This window comes from Streptomyces sp. NPDC003023, from assembly GCF_042888225.1.
Lineage (GTDB): Bacteria > Actinomycetota > Actinomycetes > Streptomycetales > Streptomycetaceae > Streptomyces.
The window spans coordinates 246630-266087 of record NZ_JBIAPL010000006.1 but is presented as its reverse complement, the minus strand read 5'-3'; the positions used below and the strand labels follow the sequence as shown (position 1 = coordinate 266087).

The window sequence follows — 19458 nt, the reverse complement described above, 5'->3', positions numbered from 1 at the left end:
GTGCTGTTCAGGTCCGAGGCGAGGAGGCCGCCGGGCGCGGACCGGCGAGATCGCTCAGCTCCGTACCCGTGCGGTAGAGCTCGACCAGCAGGGGGCGCAGGGACCGTCCGGCCGGGGTCAGCGTGTAACGCGTCCGGACGGGGAATCCGGGGAGCCGTTCCTGGGTGACCAGGCCGCGTTCGCGAAGGGTGTGCAGACGTTCCGCGAGGACCTTGGGGCTGATCTCGGGCAGTCTCTCCCGCAGTCCGCCGAAGGAGAGCGAGGTGTGCAGCAACTCGCGCAGGACCAGGGTCGTCCAGCGGCCGGCGACCGCGGCCAGGGCGATCTCGACCGGGCATTCCGCCTCCGGCCGGGCGGTGCGGCCGGGTGCGGAGGGCACCAGCTCGATGTCCCAGGCGTGGGTTTCCGTTTGGTGAGCCTCGTCGGGCCTCGCTTGGCTGGTGCCATGAGCATCGACAGGAATCCCGTGCACGGTCATGCCCCTACTGTCGCCCTGACCTCCGAGGCGGGGCAACACCCGGCTGTCTTCGCCGCCGCGTTCAACTCCGGCAGCCCGCAGGCTGTCGCCGGCGTCTACGAAGACGCCGCGGTGTTCGTGCCGAGCCCCGGCACCCCCGTCAGCGGCGGGGAACTCATGGCCGCCAACGCCGAGTTCCAGGCGCTGGGACTGCCCATCGAGGTCCGTACGCGCCACTCCTACGTCGCCGACGACATCGCGCTGCTGATCGTCGACTGGGTCATCGACGGCCCCGGTCCAGGCGGCGAGCACGTCCACATCGAGGGGACCGCCACGGACGTGGCCCGGCGCGGGCCGGACGGCCTGTGGCGGTACGTGATCGACAACCCGTTCGGCACGGCGGCCGCGCGCTGAGAGGGACGGTGTCACCCGTGCCGCAGTGCGAACCACAGCTCCATCCGTACGTCCACGTCGTCCAGGTCCGACTCCAGCAGGGTCGCGCAGCGGCCGATGCGCTGGCGGACCGTGTTGCGGTGGATGCCCATCGCCGAGGCGGTGCGGTCCCAACTGCCGTGCAGGGAGAGCCAGGTGCGCAGGGTCTCGACGAGCGCGGGGGAGTCCACGAGCGGGGCGAGGCGCAGCCGGGCGGCGTCGGGTGAGAGGGGGTCGGCGTCGCGGTGGTGGACGAGTGCCTTGCGGGTGGCGACCGCGCGGCGGACGGCTCGCGCCGCCTGGACGTCGGCCGCCGCGAGTTCACCGGGCCGGGCGGGGGCGCTGACACCGAGCGTCCAGCCGGGCCGGGCCGTCGCCTGCCGGTCTGCCGGGAGCAGGATCCGTACGGAGCCGTCCGCGTCCCGGTCGACGAGCGCGCTGCCGAGGGCCGCGCCGAGTTCGGTGGCCGCGAAGGGTGAGCGGTCGCCGCGGGCGTGGACGACGGTCCACGGGCCCGGACCCAGCAGCGGGGCCGTCTCGGCCGGCGCGGCCCCCAGCAGCAGCCGGACGAGGGCGGCGCCGCGGGCGGAGGCGTCCGCGTCCTGGTGCGGTGCGGTGAGCAGCGAGAGGAGCACGACGGCGACCCTGGCCACCGTGTGGTCACCGGGCTCGCGGGCGGGCGCCGCCAGGCCGAGGACGAGGCCCTGGCTGCCGCCGAGGGCGTAGGCGGCGAGGTGCCCGCCCGCTCCCCGGTCCGTCGCGGAGGCCGGGGCGGGGCGCGCGGCGGCGGGGCGCTCGGCGGTACCCGGGCTCACGACGCGCGTCAGCCGGGCGAGGTCCGCCGCCACGTCGGCCGCCGGTTCGCGGCCCGCCGCGTGGAGCCGGGTGCCGTCGGGGCCGTACAGTGCCGCCCAGCCCTCGAGCCGTGCGGCGAGCTGGCGCAGCACCGCCGGGACCGGGTCCGGGCGGGCGGCGGCCGCCGCCAGGCCCTGCTGGGCCAGCGTCACCCGGCGCAGCTCACGGTGGCGCGCCTCCGCCATCAGCCGCCAGACGGCTCGCGCGACAGCGGTGAACGTGGTCGCGGGCGGTACTTCGAGCAGCGCCAGCCCGTGCCGTTCGCAGGCCGCGACGAGCCCGGCGGGCACCTTGTCGTACACGGGCGTCACGCCGAATCCGAGCGCCACCGCCCCGGCCTCGACGATGCGTGAGACGTAGCGGTCCGGGTCGTCCAGCAGCACGCCGGCGCTGAGCAGCAGCTCGCCGCCCAGCAGATAGGGGTACGGGTCCGCCATCTCCGAGGTGTGGACCATGTGGACCACCGCGCCGCCGCCCGCCGACGGGCCCGCGAGCTGCCGCAGCCCCAACTCCCCGTCGGCGAGGAGCGCGGCCAACGGGATGGGCGGGGTGGGCGGGGCCGCCGCGGGCTCCGGCATGGACGTTCCATCCATCCGTGGTGAGGGGAATGGATAAAACGTACACTTCAGGGACGCTTCGCTGCCACCTACCGTCGTCTCTGGAGGCGCAGCGAAGCGCCCCGGAGCGCAGGAAAGAAGGCATTCCAGATGAGCATGAGCAGCAACGAGCAGCCGCGCGGCCCCGTCGACTCCTCCCGCATCCCGCGGTACGCCGGACCCGCGACGTTCGCCCGGCTGCCCAGGCTCGACGAGGTCGGCCGTGCCGACGTCGCCGTGGTCGGCGTCCCCTTCGACTCCGGCGTCTCCTACCGCCCCGGCGCGCGCTTCGGCGGCAACGCCATCCGCGAGGCGTCCAGGCTCCTGCGCCCCTACAACCCCGCGCAGGACGCCTCGCCCTTCGCGCTCGCCCAGGTCGCGGACGCGGGCGACATCGCCGCCAACCCGTTCAACATCAACGAGGCCGTCGACACCATCGAGGCCGCCGCCGACGACCTGCTCGGCACCGGCGCCCGGATGATGACCCTCGGCGGCGACCACACCATCGCGCTGCCGCTGCTGCGCTCGGTCGCCAAGAAGCACGGCCCGGTCGCGCTGCTGCACTTCGACGCACACCTCGACACCTGGGACACGTACTTCGGCGCCGAGTACACGCACGGCACGCCGTTCCGCCGTGCCGTCGAGGAGGGCATCCTCGACACCGAGGCCCTGTCCCACGTCGGCACCCGCGGCCCCCTGTACGGCAAGCAGGACCTCACCGACGACGAGAAGATGGGCTTCGGCATCGTCACCTCCGCGGACGTCTACCGCCGCGGCGCCGACGAGGTCGCCGACCAGCTGCGCCAGCGCATCGGCGACCGCCCGCTGTACATCTCCATCGACATCGACTGCCTCGACCCGGCGCACGCGCCCGGCACCGGCACCCCCGAGGCGGGCGGCATGACCTCGCGCGAGCTGCTGGAGATCCTGCGCGGCCTCGCCTCCTGCAACCTGGTCTCCGCCGACGTCGTCGAGGTCGCCCCCGCCTACGACCACGCCGAGATCACGTCCGTCGCCGCATCGCACACGGCGTACGAGCTGACCACGATCATGTCCCGCCAGATCGCGGCCGCGAGGACGCCGCGGTGACCCACGACCACGACGTGGTGCTGCGGCCCACCGCCGCGCAGACCGAGGCCGCGCTGAACCCCCCGGCGGGGCGCAACGGCGGCGACCTCGTCGTGGAGACCCTCTACGGGCTCGGAGCGACGACGGTCTTCGGACTGCCCGGCCAGCACGCCCTCGGCATGTTCGACGCGCTGCGGCGCTCGCCGCTGACGTACGTCGGCCTGCGCGTCGAGAACAACGCCGGCTTCGCCGCCGACGCGTACGGCCGGGTCACCGGCGAGGCGGCCCCGCTGCTGCTGTCCACCGGGCCCGGCGCGCTGATGTCCCTGGCCGCGCTCCATGAGGCGGCCGCGGCGTCGGCGCCGGTCCTGGCGATCGGCAGCCAGGTCCCCTCTGCCGGGCTCGGCGGTGGCCGCCACGGCTACCTGCACGAACTGCGCGACCAGCAGGCGTCGTTCCGGGACATCGTGAAGTCCGTGCACGTGGTGCGTACCGCCTCCCAGATCCCGTCCGCGATCGCGGCGGCCTGGGAGTCGGCGCTGACCGCCCCGCACGGCCCCGTATGGGTGGAGATCCCGCAGGACGTCCTCCTCGCGGAGACCACCCTGCCCGTCGTCACCGCCATGGACGCCACACCCGACGAGGTCGTGCCGCGCCCCGAACTGACCGCGCTCGCCGCCGATCTGCTGTCGAACGCCAACCGGCCGATGATCATCGCCGGCGGCGGAGTCGTCCGATCCGACGCCTCCGGCAAGCTGCTGGCACTCGCGGAGAAGCTCGACGCGCCGGTCGTCACCACCTTCGGAGGCAAGGGCGCCTTCCCCTGGGAGCACCCGCTCTCCCTCCAGTCCTGGCTGGAGGACCGCCACACCACCGACTTCCTCGAGTCGGCCGACGTGCTGCTCGTCGTCGGCTCCGGACTCGGCGAACTCTCCTCGAACTACCACACGTTCGCTCCGCGCGGCCGGGTGATCCAGATCGAGGCCGACCTCGGCAAGCTGGAGTCCAACCACCCGGCCCTCGGCATCCACGCCGACGCGCGCCTCGGCCTGTCCGCCCTGCTGGAGACGGTGCCGGAGCGCGAGGACCCGTCGGCGGCGTCCTCGGCGGCGTCCTCCGTGGCGGACGTGCTCGCGGCCGTCCGGGCCCGGATCGACTCCCAGGAACTCGCCCTGGAGCAGCGGATCCTGGCCGCCGTGCGCGCGGCCCTGCCGGACGACTCGCCCAGCTTCTGGGACATGACGATCCTCGCGTACTGGGCCTGGTCGGCCTTCGACGCCCGGCGGCCGGGCACCATGCACTCGGCGCAGGGCGCGGGCGGCCTCGGCTACGGCTTCCCGGCCGCGCTCGGCGCCGCGGTCGCCGACCGCACCCGCCCGGTGCTCGCCGTTTCGGGCGACGGCGGCGCGATGTACTCGATCGCGGAACTCGCCACCGCCCGCCAGTACGACCTGCCGGTGACCTGGCTGATCGTCGACGACGGCGGCTACGGCATCCTGCGCGAGTACATGACCGACGCCTTCGGCGAGGCCACGGCGACCGAGCTGTCCCGCCCGGACTTCGTCGCCCTCGCCGAGTCCTTCGGCGTCCCGGCGGTCCGTACGAGTCCGGAGTCCCTCACCGAGGACCTGGTCAAGGCCTTTGCCGAGCCCGGCCCTTCGGTGGTCGTCCTCCCCGCACTGCTGCGCATGTTCGCCCCGACCCACCTCTGACCACCGCTCCGATGACCACCCGGCCCCGCCGTCCTCTCCCCCGGGCGAGCGGGGCCGGGTTCCGCCGCCCGGCCCCGCCACTCACTGGAGGAACGGGCCGTACTTCTCCCGGCAGGCCGTCAGCTGGGCCGCGGCGCCACTGCTGAACTCCCGCGTCTCCTGGTTGGTGTACCGCTTCTGCGGCAGCCCCACGGCCGGTATCAGCTCCGGTATCTCCCGGAACACCTCGGTCGCGGCCTCCGCCCGGTCACCGCCCCGGCCCTTGGCCCGGATCATGTGCGCACCGGTCGCCGCCAACCGCTGCTCGATCTCGACCCGGGGGAAGCGGGCGGTGCTCTCCTCCTGACCGGAGGAGGCCCCCACCGGCGGGCGGGCCGCCTCGATGGCATCGAGCGCCCACAGCGTGGTGTGCAGCCGCCCGCACAAGTGGGCCGCGGCCGGCCGGGCGTCGGCCGTCATCGCCCCCCTTCCCACCGGTCCGTCCGGCGACGCCGTGAGTCACTCCCACGACGCGGGGCGGCGGAACGCCTTCAGCCGCGAGCCGTCCCTCGGGCCACGAAGCCGAGGTTGACCGGTTCGGGCGGCAGCAGACGCCCCTCGGGCAGCCCGGCCAGCAGCGACGGCAGCTGCGGCGGCCACAGGGCCTCCGCCGCCCCGGCCAGCTCATCGGGGGTCCACCAGCGCCGGCGAAGGATCCTGTCCTCCGCGTGTGCGGCGGCCACGTCCCCCGTCGGTTCCCGCCGCGGACCCCGGGCCAGATAGATGTGCTCGTGCTGCCGCACGGGAACACCGGCCCGGGTGAAGTCGTGCTCCCACGTGCACAGCAGCGGCCCCGGCTCCAGGTCGGTCCACCCGGTCTCCTCCCGCAGCTCCCGCCGGGCCCCCTCCCGCGGCTCCTCGCCCGCCTCCAGGCCACCACCGGGCATCGCCCAGTGGACCCCGACCTCCTCGTTGTCGTAGCGGAACAGAAAGACCGAGCGGTCGGGACCGAGTACGGCGACACGGGCCGCCCGTCGAGGAGTTCGCATCCCCGTACCTCATCACGCCCAGCCATCGCCCCCTCGGTCCGGCCGGCGCCGGCCGCGGATCAGCCGGTGGCCGCGGCCCGCGCCCCCCGGGACCGGCTCGCCGCCCGTCGCTCGAAGGCGGACACCTGCGCCACGACGACGGCGTAGAACCGGTCGACCGCGTCGTCGACACTGCGGATGAAGCCGGATTCGGCGTTCCCGCGCGTAGCGCCCATGCCCTTGAACAGGGACAGCCGGAAGCCTGTGATGCGCGCGCCGTCCTTCGGGAGGAGGTCGCCCGGTTCGGGACGCAGACGTTCGAGCGTTCCGCGTGGGCCCTTGCCGTCCTCGACCAACGTTTCGACATGGAGATCCGCCGGTGCTTCGGACAGAGCCCGGACGAGGCGCTTGACCGATGTGAGGGGGTAGTTGCCCTCCGGCGGCTGAACGTCGACGGACGTGCGCAGCTTGCCCGTCCTGAGATCGGCGACGATCGCCACGACACCGGGTGTGTCCTCGATCCGCAGCTCCGCCGTCAGCCGGCCGTCGTCACACAACCGGTCCGCCTGCGCGAGCCGTCGTGCGTGCGGGTCGGCGCCGCGTCTGGCCCGCTGCACGGGAAGGGCCTTGCGGCCGAGCTCACCGCCCAGGCGAAGGCAGACCTGGCGCACGAGCTGCTCCCAGCTCTCCACGACATCCAGTGCTCTTCGGTCACCTTGGCAGAGGGTCTCCGCGTCGATGCCGTTCCGTACGGGCACCCAGGCCGGTCCCATGTTCTGGAAGCCGTGACAGCCCGAGTTCTCGTGTTGGAGGTAGTGCAGTAGTTCCTGGAGGAGCCACGCGTGCGTGGCGCTGCTGACTCCTTCGTGGCGAATGAGCATCTGCGCCTGGTGTGCCACCTCCGCCCAGGACAGGTGCCAGAGAGCGACCTTGTGCTTGCGCCGCCCATCGGTCCGCACCTCGACGAGCGGTCGGCCCTCGAGTGCCACGTCGTTGGAGAGCGTGATCACCGCTTCGTATCCACGTCGTGCCGCGATGTCCATGTAGTTCTGGACCTGCTCGGACTTGAGGGAGTTCCCGTTCGTCTTGGTCTCGATCAGAGCCGTCCAGAGCTTTCCGGCACGCTCCACGCGGATCACGCCGTCCGGGCGCTTCGGCGTGTCCCCGTGAGGGAGGGAGACTTCCGTGAACGTCTGCATGCGTCCGGCAGGCGCGCCGAACGCCGCGGTGAGCCGGCGCCCCAGTTCCGGAACCTCGGCCATGACGGACAGCAGAACCGAGGTGGCCCGTGTCTCGCGTTCCTTGTCGCTCTTCAACGACGACGCGGGAAAGAGCCGGGCGGAGGTCCAGGAGTCGTTCTCGGCGAGCGACGGCTTGACCGTCTTGGGCAGTGTGACCTTCTTCTTGCTCGTACGGGGGCCGCGGCCGCGCGTCGACGCGGCGGCCGCCGCCTCGTCGGCCGGCCGGCGTAGGGGACCGGACTGCTCGGGGAGGATCACGGTCGGCCGAGCCTGTGGGGCGTCCGCCGGCCCGGGCGCCGGGAGGGGGCCGGAAACCGTCGGAGACCCGTCGGAGGCCGCCGTGGAGGTCCCCTCCTCTTCGTTCTCCTCCTCTTCGCCCTCCTCGTCCACGGTGATGCCGAAATCCGTCGCCAGACCAGCCAGCCCGGTCTCGTACCCCTGGCCGACGGCGCGGAACTTCCAGTCCTCGGCCCGCCGGTAGAGCTCACCGAAGATGAACGCGCTCTCGACACTCGCGTCAGTGATCGAGAAGCCGAGCAGTGGTTCCCCCGCACGGTCGGAGACGATCACTCTCAGGTCGTTCAGTTCCCCGAACGTCGAGCCGCCGTACTGACTCGCGGCTACGACGATCCGGTCGACATCGGCCGATACGGCGGACAGATCCAGGCTGATGCGGTCCTCGCTGCCGTCGTCGGTCGGCGTCTTACCCAGCAACTGCACGCTGCCGTCCTGTGCGGCCGGGTTGTTGTAGAAGAAGAAGTCGGCGTCGCTGCGGACCTTGCCGTCGGGGTCGAGCAGCAGTACCGAGACATCGGCATCCCCGTCGCCCGTCGCACTGTTCCATCTCAGGCTCACGACGACCGAGTCGACGTCCTCGCTGAGGGCCGCCAGGCCGACGTTGGATCCCTTGGCCATCTCCCGCATGGAGCCCCCCAGACATGCAGTCGCATCAGGGCACGCCGAAGCTGCCGTCATGCGTCGATCTGTGACGTCGTTCGCACTCTCCGTGCGCACTGTGTGCACCGTAGCGCCCGAAGGGCGTTCGTGTGGAGATGAAGTGAAGACTCGCTTTCGCGTGGACAGGGGTCGAGCCCCGGGCGCGGCCGGTGGTCCTAGGGCCAGGGACCGGGATTCGTCGTTGCGGGATGAAATTCGCCATCTGCCGCGTTGGTGACTTCCGGCAGATCAGGTTCGACGGGGAGGCACCACGTGGAGGCGGCACCAGCAGCGCAGGGATGGGCACGGCGGCTGTCCGGGTACGCATGGCGGTACCGGCTCAATGTCGTGCTCGCGCTCGGGTCGTCGCTGGGCGGCATGGCCGTCATGGCGCTCGTGCCGCTGATCATCAAGGTCGTCATCGACGATGTGATCACCGCGAAGACCCGCTCGCTGGACACCTGGACCGGGCTGCTGATCGCCGCCGCCGTCGCCGTGTACGTCATGACGTACATCCGGCGCTACTACGGCGGACGGCTCGCCCTCGACGTGCAGCACGACCTGCGCACCGAGATGTACGGGACGATCAGCCGGCTCGACGGCCGGCGGCAGGACGAGCTGTCGACCGGCCAGGTCATCGGGCGTGCGACCAGCGACCTGCAGCTGATCCAGGGACTGCTCTTCATGCTCCCGATGACCATCGGGAACTTCCTTCTCTTCGCCATCTCGCTCGCCGTCATGGCATGGCTGTCGCTGCCCCTGACCCTGATCGCCCTCGCCGTCGCCCCCGCCCTGTGGATCATCGCCAAGCGCAGCCGCACCCGGCTGCACCCCGCCACCTGGTACGCGCAGAGCCAGGCCGCGGCCGTCGCCGGGGTCGTCGACGGGGCGGTCAGCGGTGTGCGCGTGGTGAAGGGCTTCGGCCAGGAGGAGCAGGAGACCAGCAAGCTGCGCGACGTGAGCGGGAAGCTCTTCGCGGGCCGGCTGCGGACGATCAAGCTCAACGCGAAGTACACCCCCGCCCTGCAGGCGGTTCCCGCTCTCGGCCAGGTCGCGATGCTCGCGCTGGGCGGCTGGCTCGCGACGAAGGGCGAGATCACGCTCGGTACGTTCGTCGCCTTCTCCGCCTACCTCGCCCAGCTGGTCGGCCCGGTCCGGATGCTCGCCATGGTGCTGACCGTCGGACAGCAGGCCAGGGCGGGCGTGGAGCGGGTCCTGGAGCTGATCGACACCGAGCCGGGCATCAAGGACGGGACCAAGGAACTGCCGGCGGACGCCCCGGCCACCGTCGAGTTCGACGACGTGAGCTTCGAGTACGCGGACGGCAAGCCGGTCCTCGACGGGTTCTCACTGGAGATCGCCGCCGGTGAGACGGTTGCCGTCGTCGGCGCGTCCGGCAGCGGCAAGTCCACCGTCTCGCTGCTGCTGCCGCGCTTCTACGACGCCACCCGCGGCGCCGTCCTCGTCGGCGGCCACGACGTGCGCGAGCTGACGTTCGACTCGCTGCGCGCCGCCATCGGCCTCGTACCGGAGGACAGTTTCCTGTTCTCCGACACGGTCCGGGCGAACATCGCGTACGGCCATCCGCAGGCGACGCAGGAGGAGATCGAGACGGCGGCCCGCGCCGCCCAGGCCGACCGGTTCATCTCGGAACTGCCCGACGGCTACGACACCACGGTCGGCGAGCACGGTCTCACCCTCTCCGGCGGTCAGCGCCAGCGGATCGCGCTGGCCCGGGCCATCCTCACCGACCCGCGGCTGCTGCTCCTCGACGACGCGACCTCCGCCGTCGACGCCCGTGTGGAGCACGAGATCCACGAGGCGCTGGCACGCGTCATGGCGGGGCGTACGACGCTGCTCATCGCCCACCGCCGTTCGACACTGGGCCTCGCCGACCGCATCGCCGTCCTCGACGGCGGTCGGCTCGCCGACATCGGCACGCACGAGGAGCTGGAGCGGCGCTCCGCGCTGTACCGGCGGCTGCTGACCGACCCGGACGAGCTGGGCGGCGTCTCGCCCGGCCATGTCGTGCCGCAGGCCGTGCGCGAGCCGGACGAGGACCGCACCGTACGGGACGAGCTGGACGCGGAGTTCGACGTCGAGCGCGGCATCACGCCGCGGCTGTGGGTGCGCGACGAGAACGCGGAGGAGGCGGCGAAGGACCCGGCCGCCACCCCGGAACTGCTGGCGCAGGTCGAGGCGCTGCCCCCGGCCACCGACACCCCTGACATCGACGAGGCGCGGGCGACCCGCCCCGAACCGGCCGGTGCGGCGGCCGGCGAGGGCGGCCGGCTGCGGGGCGTGCTGCGCGGCTTCGGGGTGCCGCTCGCGGCGAGCCTCGCCCTGGTCGCGGTCGACGCCGGCATGGGCCTGCTGCTTCCCGTGCTGATCCGCCACGGCATCGACGAGGGTGTCGAGCAGGCGGCGCTCGGCGCGGTGTGGGTCGCGTCGCTCCTGGCACTGGCCACCGTCGTCGTGCAGTGGGCCGGTCAGATCGGCTCGATGCGGATGACCGGCCGCACCGGCGAACGCGTCCTGTACTCGCTGCGCCTCAAGATCTTCGCCCAGCTCCAGAGGCTCGGTCTCGACTACTACGAGCGTGAGCTGACCGGCCGGATCATGACCCGTATGACGACGGACGTGGACGCCCTGTCCACGTTCCTTCAGACCGGTCTGGTCACCGCGTTCGTCTCTGTCGTCACGTTCTTCGGGATCATGGTGGCCCTCGTCGTCATCGATGTGGACCTCGCCCTGGTGGTCTTCGCGACGCTGCCGGTCCTGATCGTCGGCACGTACTTCTTCCGCAGGCAGAGCGTGAAGGCCTACGAGCTGGCCCGTGAACGCATCAGCGTCGTCAACGCCGATCTGCAGGAGTCCGTGTCCGGACTGCGGATCGTGCAGGCGTTCCGCCGCGAGCGGTCCGGCCGGGAGAACTTCGCGGCCCGCAGCGACAGCTACCGTCAGGCCCGTGTCCGCGGCCAGTGGCTGATCTCGGTCTACTTCCCCTTCGTGCAGCTGCTCGCCTCGGTCGCCACGGCCGCCGTGCTGATCGTGGGAGCGGGCAGGATCGAGGCCGGCACGCTGACGACCGGCGCGCTCGTCGCCTATCTCCTCTACATCGAGCTGTTCTTCGCCCCGGTGCAGCAGCTGTCGCAGGTCTTCGACGGCTACCAGCAGGCCGCGGTGTCGCTGCGCCGCGTGCAGGAGCTGCTGCGGGAGCCGACGTCGACGGCCGCGCCGCAGGAACCGCAGCGGGTGCGGGAGTTGCGCGGCGACATCGCCTTCGAGGACGTGTCGTTCGCGTACGGCGACGACGAGGAGGCGCTGACCGGCGTCGACCTGCGTATTCCGGCCGGTCAGACGGTCGCCTTCGTCGGCGAGACCGGCGCCGGCAAGTCGACGCTCGTCAAGCTGGTGGCACGGTTCTACGACCCGACCGGTGGCCGTGTCACCGCGGACGGCAGGGACCTGAGGGAGCTGGACCTGACCGCGTACCGGCACCGGCTCGGCGTCGTCCCCCAGGAGGCGTACCTCTTCGCGGGCACGGTCCGTGACGCCATCGCCTACGGGCGCCCCGGCGCGAGTGACGCCGAGGTGGAGGCCGCGGCAAGGGCTGTCGGGGCGCACGACATGATCGCCACCCTCGACGGCGGCTACCTCCACGAGGTCTCCGAGCGCGGCCGCAACCTCTCCGCCGGCCAGCGCCAGCTGATCGCCCTGGCCCGCGCGGAACTCGTCGACCCGGACGTGCTGTTGCTCGACGAGGCGACGGCCGCTCTGGACCTGGCGACGGAGGCACAGGTCAACCAGGCCACGGACCGGCTCACGGGCCGGCGCACCACCCTCGTCGTGGCCCACCGGCTCACCACGGCGGCCCGTGCCGACAGGGTGGTCGTGATGGACCACGGGCGGGTCGTGGAGGACGGCACCCACGACGAACTGCTCTCCCTGGACGGCCGGTACGCCGCACTGTGGCGCACGTTCATCGGGGAGGGCATGGAGGGAATAGGGGAGGAATCGCCGGCGGCTGTGTGACGCCCGGCCGCTGTCGAGCACGTCGGTGCTGTCGAGCGCAGACGCCCCTGAGTGCACCGGCGCACCTGAGCGCATCGACGCCCCTGAGTACATAGGCGCACCCGCGACCGTACGGAACTGAGTACGCGAGACGATGTCCGGCGGTCGCGGGCCGCGATGGAATACGGGTCATGAGCACCGACCACGCTGCCGGGCCCCGTTCCGGCAACGCCGCCCGGATCCGGGTCCGTTCCTGTCTGGCCGCCTTCGCGCTGGTGCCGGCGAGCGTGATCGCGGTGGTTCTCGCTCTCACCTCCGAGAGCGCGGGCCGCTGCCTCACGTACGGGGAGGGCTGCTCCGGCAACTCCGCACAGCCGCTGCTGATCACACTGCTCGGCGTCGTCCTCGCCTGGGCCGTCGCGCTGCTCACACCGGCCCGCGGGGCGGTCTCGCACTCGGTGCGCACCGTCGCCTACCGGACGCAGCTGGGGCTCGAATGCCTCACACTGCTGATGATCGCGACCTACTGGGTCTGAGGGCCGGCGTTCCGGCCGTGCCGGGCTCGCGTGCCCCGGCACACACAGCTCGCGTGCCCCGGCCCACGGCTCGCGTGCCCCGGCACGCACCCGGGAGTCACTGCTCGCACGCAACCGTCCGGTGCCCTGCTGCGTCGTACGCATGTACGGGGACAGTGTCAGTGGGGGTTACGGGTGTTCGGTGGGGCGGCGGGCAGCAGCAGGGAGTGGCCGCGGCGTCTCGCGGCGCGGGGGCTCGCCGTGGCCGCGGCGGTCGCGGTGCTCACCGTCGCCGCCCCCGGCGTCCGGCAGGCCGAGGCCGCCGCACCCTGCCCCGGCCGGCTGGTGAAGTCGGTCTCCTTCTCGACCGGTGAACTGCGCGTCTACGAGCGTGGCGACTACGCCTGCGCCGTGACCCTCGCCAAGCGGCCGGGCACCCAGCGGTCCATGTCAGTCTCCCTCCAGTCCCGTGGCGGACGCGCCGCCAAGGACAGCGGAAGGTTCACCCGGCATGCCGGTCCCGTCACCGTGCACGCTCTCAATCGCTGTGTCCGCGCCACCGGTTCGGTCTCCGGGGTCTTCGCCTCCACCGGATGGATCCTGTGCTGATGCGCCACTGAGCCCAACCAGGTCTGGCGGCGGCGGTGTTACCACCGCTAGGTTCACCCGCGTCCGCTTTTGATCAAACGGGAGGGTGAATGCGCAAGGCGCTCAGATGGCTGCTGTCGCTCGTGGTGCTCATAGGCACCGTGAGCGCGGCCGGTGCCACGGCGAACGCGGCTACCGCCGCCGGGCCGGCGGCCGGCACGGACATCAAGGACCGGATTCTCTCGATCCCGGGCATGAGCCTCATCGAGGAGAAGCCGTATCCGGGTTACCGATTCTTCGTACTGAACTACACGCAGCCGGTCGACCACCGGCACCCGTGGACCGGCACGTTCAAGCAGCGGATCACTCTGCTGCACAAGGACACCAGCCGCCCCACCGTCTTCTTCACCTCCGGCTACCACGTGTCCACCACGCCGCGCCGCAGTGAGCCCACGGCCATCATCGACGGCAACCAGGTCTCCCTGGAGTACCGCTACTTCACGCCGTCCCGCCCCGCGCCCGCCGACTGGTCCAAGCTGGACATCTGGCAGGCCGCGAGCGACCAGCACCGGGTCTTCAAGGCCCTGAAGAAGATCTACGACAGGAACTGGATCTCCACCGGCGGCTCCAAGGGCGGCATGACCGCCACCTATTACGAGCGCCACTACCCGCGTGACATGGACGGCGTCGTCGCGTACGTCGCGCCGAACGACGTCGTGAACAACGAGGACGCGGCATACGACCGGTTCCTCGCCAACGTCGGCACCAAGGAGTGCCGCGACAAGCTGAACGCGGTCCAGCGCGAGGCCCTGGTGCGCCGTGAGCCGCTGAAGGCCGTCTACACGAAGTACGCGGCGGACAACGGGTACACGTTCGACACCGTCGGCAGCCTCGACAAGGCGTACGAGGCCGTCGTGATGGACTTCGTGTGGGCGTTCTGGCAGTACAGCAACCTGTCCGACTGCGAGACGATCCCGGTCGCGGCCACCGCGTCCGACCAGGAGATCTTCGACACCGTCGACGCGATCGCCGGCTTCGCGGCCTACGCCGACCAGGGGCTCTCCAACTACACGCCGTACTACTACCAGGCGGGCACCGAGCTGGGCTCCCCGGACATCGCGCAGCCCCACCTGGACGGCCTCAGCCGCTACGGCTACCAGCCCCCGCGGAACTTCGTGCCGCAGGACATCCCGATGCGCTTCAAGCCGTGGGTGATGAAGGACATCGACACCTGGGTGCGGCACAACGCCGACCGGATGATGTTCGTCTACGGAGAGAACGACCCGTGGGGCGCCGAGCCGTTCCGGGTCGGCAAGTACACCCGCGACAGCCACGTCTACACCGCGCCGGGCGCCAACCACGGTGCGAACGTGGCCGGTCTGGTGGCGGACGAGAAGGCCGAGGCCACCGCCGCGATCCTGCGCTGGGCGGGCGTCGCCCCGGCCGCGGTCCAGGAGGACCCGGCGAAGGCCAGGCCACTGGCCAAGGCCGACGCGAAGCTCGACAAGCGCGACCTGGAGCGCGAGCCGCTGCTGCGTCCGTAGCGGACCGGCGGCACCGAAGGGCCGTGCACCGCCGTTCCCTGCGAACGGCGGTGCACGGCCCTTTCGGGCGTCCTACCGGTACGACAGCCCGTGGCCGACCGGGAACAGCTCCTGCGACGGGTCGTCGGCCCGTCGTACCGGCACCGGCAGACGTCCCTCCGGCTCCGCCTGTCCGGCGATCACCCGCGCCGCGGCGCGCAGTTCGACATCGGTCCAGCAGTAGGCCGCGAGCGCGGCGGCGACCCCCTCGAGCCGGGCGATGTCGTACGGGTTGCGGATGGCGAGCGCCACCACCGGCACGCCGGTCGCCACCAGCCGGGCGACCAGCGTGCGCTGGGAGCTCGTCGCCGAGACGTTGTACGTGCCGACGACGACCACGTCCTTGCCGTCGGCGGCGGCCACCGCCTCCGCGATCTTCGCGCTGCTCGGCGCGGTCCCGGTCGGGAGCGCGGTCGTCCGGAAGCCCAGCTCGCCGAGGGCGTTCGCGAGTACGGTCGTCGGCGGCCCGGTCGTGCCGCTGGGCGACGCCAGGTCGGCGCCGACGACCAGGACGTCGCCGTGGCTGCGGCGGCTCAGCGGCAGCAGCCCGTCCGGGTTCGTGAGCAGCGTGGTCGTCTCCTCGGCGATCCGGTCGGCGGCGGCGAGGTGCGAGCGGGTGCCCACGGTGCGGTCCACGTCCCGTCGCGAGACGAACGGGTCGCGGAACAGACCGAGCTTCTCCTTGAGGAGGAGGATCCGCAGGATCGATTCGTCCAGCCGTGCCTCTGTGACCTCGCCACTTCTGACCGCGTCCATCACCCCGTGCCAGGCGACGGCGAGGTCCGGCGGGTTGAGCAGCTGGTCCACTCCCGCCAGCAGCGCCAGCACCGGCACCCGGTGGTCGCCGTACTTCTCGCGGACGCCCTCCATGTTCAGGGCGTCCGTGACCACCACACCGTCGTAGCCGAGCTCCTCGCGCAGAATGCCGGTGAGGATCGGGCGGGAGAGCGTCGCCGGGTCGTTGCTCGCGTCCAGGGCGGGGAACTGGATGTGCGCCGTCATGATCGAGTCGATCCCGGCGGCGATGGCGGCCCTGAACGGCGGCGCGTCGATGTCCTCCCACTCCTGGCGGGTGTGGGTGATGACCGGGATGCCGGTGTGGCTGTCGACGGTGGTGTCGCCGTGTCCGGGGAAGTGCTTGGACGTCGCCGCGATGCCCGCGCTCTGGTAGCCCTTGACCTGGGCGGCGACCATCCGGGCGACCGCGGCCGGGTCCGCGCCGAAGGACCGGACGCCGATCACCGGGTTGGCCGGGTTGACGTTGACGTCGGCGACGGGCGCGTAGTTCTGGACGATGCCCATCGCGGCGAGCTCGCTGCCGGCGATCTGCGCGGCTCTGCGGGCGGAGGAGGCCGACCCGCCCGCGCCGAGCGCCATCGCTCCCGGCATCAGGGTGGCCGGCTTGCCGACACGGGCGACGATCCCGTGCTCCTGGTCGGTGGAGATTAGCAACGGAAGCGGGGTCGGCTGGGCGAGTCCGGCCCGCTGGATGCCGTTGGAGAGGTCGGCGATCTGGTGCGGCTCACGGGTGTTGTGCGCCCAGGCGAAGTAGATGATGCCGCCGACGTGGTACTCGGCGATCAGCTCGGCGGCGTTGCGCACGCCCATCTCTTCGAGGTTGAGGTCGATGTCGGCCTGGTCGGGTTCGGTGGCGGAGTGCCCGTAGACCCGCATCACGAAGAGCTGGCCGACCTTTTCCTCGATGCTCATCTTCGAGATGAGCCGCTCGAGCCTGGATCGTGTGCCGCGGGACGCGGTGGCGGCTGCCGCTGAACCGGGCGCCGTCGTGGCGATCGCGCCCGCGGCCACGGCGGTCGCGGTGAGAAGAGTGCGTCTGGAGAGGTTCCGGTCGTGCACTGGTGCTCCTTCCGGCCTTGCTCTGCATGCTCTACATACTCGACAGGTGTGTTGCACAACGGAGTTGAAGGAAACTGCCAAGGTGTCACGGATATCCGGAAACTAACTGCCAGGTCAAGGCCCCGCGCACAACCGTCACCGGACCGGCGGGGCGGGGGCGTGCGTTGCGGGCACGGCCAGGGGGCCTGCCGCCGCCCCGCGAGGCGCGCGCCTGCGTGACGGAACGGGCGGTCCACCCGGACTGCGGGGGCGTGCGCCGCGGGCACGCCACGGATGCCTCCCGGCGCCCCGCGGGGCGCGCGCCTGCGTGACGGGACCGGCTGAGGTTTGCGTTCGGGCGGCTGCGCCGGGTCCGGACCCGGCGGCGTCCGGGGCCGATCGGTGCCGCGGCCCGCGGCGCGCGCCTGCCGCACGGGACCGGCGGTCCGCCAGGATCACGGGCAGCCCATGTCGTGCCGCGGCCCGCGGAGCAGTGCACCGGCCGTGCGGCGGGTGCTCCGCCCCGCGCTCCGGGTGCCCCCGGAGCCGGGCAGTCGCGACTGAGAGGGCGGTCCCGCACGGCGGGTAGCCGCAGCCCTGTGCACCGACGTCGCCGCCGGCCCGGACCGCGGACGTGTCCTCGGTTCGCCCCCGGGCGCAGGTGACGGGCGTGGTCACGCCCCTCGGCGTGACCCTTCCCACGGCGCGGCGGAGACCTCGGGCCAGAGCTTCTGCAGCGTCCGCACCGTCTCGGTGATCGCGGGCCGCCTCGCCGCCCCGGAACGCCACAGGGCGTGCAGCCGGCGCGTCGGCACGGGGGCCAGCCGTACGGCCGCGACCTGCGGCGGCAGCTTCCCACGGCCCAGCCGGGGCACCAGCGCCACGCCGAGCCCTGCGGCCACGAGGGCCACCTGCGTGTGGTTCTCCTCCGCCTGATGGGCGATCAGCGGCTCACAGCCTGCCGCGCGCAGAGTGCGCAGCAGCCAGTCGTGGCACACCGTGCCCGGCGGCTGGGTGATCCACCGCTCGTCCTTGAGGTCCTCGCGCCGTACGGAGTCCACCGCGGCCAGCGCGTGGTCGGCCGGCACCAGCACGTCGCACATGTCGTCGCCGATGACGGCCTGCTCGACGCCGGGCGGGGTCGGCAGCGGGGCGATGTCCCAGTCGTGCGCCACCGCCAGGTCGATCGCGCCACGGGCGACGAGGTCGACGGACAGGTGCGGGTCGACCTCGTGGAGCCGGGCGTCGAGGTCGGGATGGCGGCGGGCGAGGTCGGCGAGGACGTACGGCATCAGCCCGCGGGCGGCGCTGGCGAAACAGGCGACGGAGAGCCGTCCGGTCGGCTCGCCGCGCCGCTCCTCGAGACGCACCTCGGCCTCCTCGACCAGTGACAGCAGCTGCTGCGCCGTAGCCGCCAGGTGCGCCGCCTCGTCGGTCAGCCGGACGCCGCGGCCCTCGCGTTCGAGGAGCGTGGTGCGGGTCTCCCGCTCCAGCTTGGCGATCTGCTGCGAGACCGCGGACGGCGTGTAACCGAGCGCGGCCGCCGCCGCGCCGACCGTGCCGTGGACGGAGACGGCGTGCAGGGCGCGCAGCCGACCGAGATCGAGCATGCGGCTCTCCTCCCTTGTCCCGTTAGCAGCACTTCATCCAACCATGAAGGAATCCGCGCTGGTGCTGCACAGTCTCTCGGCGGGATGCTCGGCACCATGCGCCCCGCCCACATCGCCCTCGCCGCCCTGGTCGCCGCCGTCTGGGGAGTCAACTTCGTCGTCATCGACATCGGGCTCGACCACTTCCCGCCGCTGCTCTTCTCCGCCCTGCGCTTCCTCGCCGCCGCGCTGCCCGCCGTGTTCTTCGTCGGCCGGCCGAAGGTCGCCTGGAAGTGGATCGTCGGAGTCGGCCTGGTCCTGGGCGTCGCCAAGTTCGGTCTGCTCTTCACCGGCATGGACGTCGGCGCCCCCGCCGGTCTCTCCTCCCTGGTCCTGCAGGTCCAGGCGGTCTTCACCGCCCTGTTCGCCTGCGCCGTCCTCGGCGAGCGGCCGGGCCGCCTGCGGCTCGCCGGCATGGCCGTGGCCCTGGCGGGCATCGCGGTGGCCGCCGTCGACGAAGGCACCTCCGGCCCCCTGCTCGGCTTCGCCCTGGTCATCGCGGCGGCCGCCTGCTGGGGCGTCTCCAACGTCCTGACCCGGAAGGCGGCCCCGCCGGACGCGCTGAACTTCATGGTGTGGGTCAGTGCCGTCCCCGTCCTTCCGCTGCTCGGCCTCTCCCTGCTCCTCGAGGGCCCGGGCCGCGACCTGGCCGCACTGCGTTCCCTGGACTGGACGGGCGTCGGGGTCGTCCTCTACGTCGCCTGGGTCACCACGATCTTCGGCTTCGGCGCCTGGGGCCTGCTGCTCCGCCGCCACCCGGCGTCCTCGGTCGCCCCGTTCTCCCTCCTCGTACCGGTCTTCGGCATGTCCTCTGCGTACCTGATCCTCGACGAGCCGGTCGGCCCCCTGCGATGGTGCGCGGCGGCGCTGCTGGTCGGCGGCGTAGCCCTCACGACCCTCCCGGGCGGGCGCAAGCCGCGGCCCGCCGTGCGGCACGAGGAGCCGCTGACCGCGGGCAGGACCTGACGT

At 72.2% G+C, this 19458-nt stretch carries 15 protein-coding genes; 8 read left to right on the top strand and 7 right to left on the bottom strand.

The features are described from left to right. Positions 1–7: 7 nt before the first annotated feature. On the bottom strand, positions 8–379 hold the full coding sequence (locus tag ACFYV1_RS21430) for a winged helix-turn-helix transcriptional regulator (protein WP_389397103.1): 372 nt from the start codon (positions 377–379) through the stop codon (positions 8–10). Between the two features lie 66 nt (positions 380–445). Here ACFYV1_RS21430 and ACFYV1_RS21425 point away from each other — a divergent pair, with 66 nt between their 5' ends. Then, positions 446–871 carry a YybH family protein gene (locus tag ACFYV1_RS21425; RefSeq protein ID WP_389397102.1) on the top strand — a complete coding sequence of 142 codons (426 nt, stop codon included), beginning with the start codon at positions 446–448 and terminating at the stop codon, positions 869–871. An 11-nt stretch (positions 872–882) separates the two neighbouring features. Here ACFYV1_RS21425 and ACFYV1_RS21420 read toward each other — a convergent pair whose 3' ends face one another. After that, positions 883–2322 (bottom strand): PucR family transcriptional regulator, encoded by a 1440-nt coding sequence (locus tag ACFYV1_RS21420; protein WP_389397101.1) that lies wholly within the window; start codon positions 2320–2322, stop codon positions 883–885. Between the two features lie 135 nt (positions 2323–2457). On the opposite strand from ACFYV1_RS21420, the gene speB reads away from it, so the two are divergent. Further along, positions 2458–3429, top strand: coding sequence for an agmatinase (gene speB, locus ACFYV1_RS21415; RefSeq protein ID WP_389397301.1), 972 nt, complete (start codon positions 2458–2460; stop codon positions 3427–3429). Further along, positions 3426–5120 (top strand): thiamine pyrophosphate-binding protein, encoded by a 1695-nt coding sequence (locus ACFYV1_RS21410; RefSeq protein ID WP_389397100.1) that lies wholly within the window; start codon positions 3426–3428, stop codon positions 5118–5120. Before speB ends, ACFYV1_RS21410 begins: the two co-directional genes overlap by 4 nt. A gap of 81 nt (positions 5121–5201) precedes the next feature. Here the strand turns inward: ACFYV1_RS21410 and ACFYV1_RS21405 are convergent, their stop codons facing one another. The 3 genes from ACFYV1_RS21405 to ACFYV1_RS21395 all read right to left on the bottom strand — a co-directional run bounded on the left by ACFYV1_RS21405 (position 5202) and on the right by ACFYV1_RS21395 (position 8292). Beyond that, positions 5202–5579, bottom strand: coding sequence for a hypothetical protein (locus ACFYV1_RS21405; RefSeq protein WP_389397099.1), 378 nt, complete (start codon positions 5577–5579; stop codon positions 5202–5204). Between the two features lie 71 nt (positions 5580–5650). Continuing rightward, a complete protein-coding gene (locus tag ACFYV1_RS21400) occupies positions 5651–6148 on the bottom strand; it encodes an NUDIX hydrolase (protein WP_389397098.1) in 498 nt (165 codons plus the stop codon). A gap of 59 nt (positions 6149–6207) precedes the next feature. Continuing rightward, positions 6208–8292, bottom strand: a complete 2085-nt coding sequence (locus ACFYV1_RS21395; protein WP_389397097.1) for a TerD family protein — start codon at positions 8290–8292, stop codon at positions 6208–6210. Between the two features lie 285 nt (positions 8293–8577). On the opposite strand from ACFYV1_RS21395, the gene ACFYV1_RS21390 reads away from it, so the two are divergent. From ACFYV1_RS21390 to ACFYV1_RS21375, 4 genes are all read left to right on the top strand, one after another. Continuing rightward, the gene (locus ACFYV1_RS21390; protein ID WP_389397096.1) at positions 8578–12339 is read left to right on the top strand and encodes an ABC transporter ATP-binding protein; all 3762 of its coding nucleotides are present in this window, start codon (positions 8578–8580) and stop codon (positions 12337–12339) included. A 170-nt stretch (positions 12340–12509) separates the two neighbouring features. Further along, positions 12510–12854 (top strand): hypothetical protein, encoded by a 345-nt coding sequence (locus tag ACFYV1_RS21385; RefSeq protein ID WP_389397095.1) that lies wholly within the window; start codon positions 12510–12512, stop codon positions 12852–12854. 174 nt (positions 12855–13028) lie between these two features. Next, on the top strand, positions 13029–13442 hold the full coding sequence (locus ACFYV1_RS21380; RefSeq protein ID WP_389397094.1) for a hypothetical protein: 414 nt from the start codon (positions 13029–13031) through the stop codon (positions 13440–13442). An 89-nt stretch (positions 13443–13531) separates the two neighbouring features. After that, positions 13532–14965, top strand: coding sequence for a S28 family serine protease (locus ACFYV1_RS21375; RefSeq protein ID WP_389397093.1), 1434 nt, complete (start codon positions 13532–13534; stop codon positions 14963–14965). A gap of 72 nt (positions 14966–15037) precedes the next feature. Here ACFYV1_RS21375 and ACFYV1_RS21370 read toward each other — a convergent pair whose 3' ends face one another. Both ACFYV1_RS21370 and ACFYV1_RS21365 read right to left on the bottom strand, forming a co-directional pair. Next, complete coding sequence (locus tag ACFYV1_RS21370) at positions 15038–16861, bottom strand: glycoside hydrolase family 3 protein (protein ID WP_389397092.1); 1824 nt, start codon at positions 16859–16861, stop codon at positions 15038–15040. A 653-nt stretch (positions 16862–17514) separates the two neighbouring features. Further along, positions 17515–18450: a LysR family transcriptional regulator gene (locus ACFYV1_RS21365; RefSeq protein WP_389397091.1), complete on the bottom strand. Its 936-nt coding sequence runs from the start codon at positions 18448–18450 to the stop codon at positions 17515–17517. Between the two features lie 96 nt (positions 18451–18546). On the opposite strand from ACFYV1_RS21365, the gene ACFYV1_RS21360 reads away from it, so the two are divergent. Beyond that, on the top strand, positions 18547–19455 hold the full coding sequence (locus ACFYV1_RS21360) for an EamA family transporter (RefSeq protein WP_389397090.1): 909 nt from the start codon (positions 18547–18549) through the stop codon (positions 19453–19455). The last annotated feature ends 3 nt before the right edge of the window (positions 19456–19458 follow it).

Coding starts and splice junctions, on each gene's coding strand:
- ACFYV1_RS21425 (WP_389397102.1), top strand. CDS start 446: ATGAGCATCGACAGGAATCCCGTGCACGGTCATGCCCCTACTGTCGCC.
- ACFYV1_RS21420 (WP_389397101.1), bottom strand. CDS start 2,322: ATGCCGGAGCCCGCGGCGGCCCCGCCCACCCCGCCCATCCCGTTGGCC.
- speB (WP_389397301.1), top strand. CDS start 2,458: ATGAGCAGCAACGAGCAGCCGCGCGGCCCCGTCGACTCCTCCCGCATC.
- ACFYV1_RS21405 (WP_389397099.1), bottom strand. CDS start 5,579: ATGACGGCCGACGCCCGGCCGGCCGCGGCCCACTTGTGCGGGCGGCTG.
- ACFYV1_RS21400 (WP_389397098.1), bottom strand. CDS start 6,148: ATGCGAACTCCTCGACGGGCGGCCCGTGTCGCCGTACTCGGTCCCGAC.
- ACFYV1_RS21395 (WP_389397097.1), bottom strand. CDS start 8,292: ATGCGGGAGATGGCCAAGGGATCCAACGTCGGCCTGGCGGCCCTCAGC.
- ACFYV1_RS21385 (WP_389397095.1), top strand. CDS start 12,510: ATGAGCACCGACCACGCTGCCGGGCCCCGTTCCGGCAACGCCGCCCGG.
- ACFYV1_RS21375 (WP_389397093.1), top strand. CDS start 13,532: ATGCGCAAGGCGCTCAGATGGCTGCTGTCGCTCGTGGTGCTCATAGGC.
- ACFYV1_RS21365 (WP_389397091.1), bottom strand. CDS start 18,450: ATGCTCGATCTCGGTCGGCTGCGCGCCCTGCACGCCGTCTCCGTCCAC.
- ACFYV1_RS21360 (WP_389397090.1), top strand. CDS start 18,547: ATGCGCCCCGCCCACATCGCCCTCGCCGCCCTGGTCGCCGCCGTCTGG.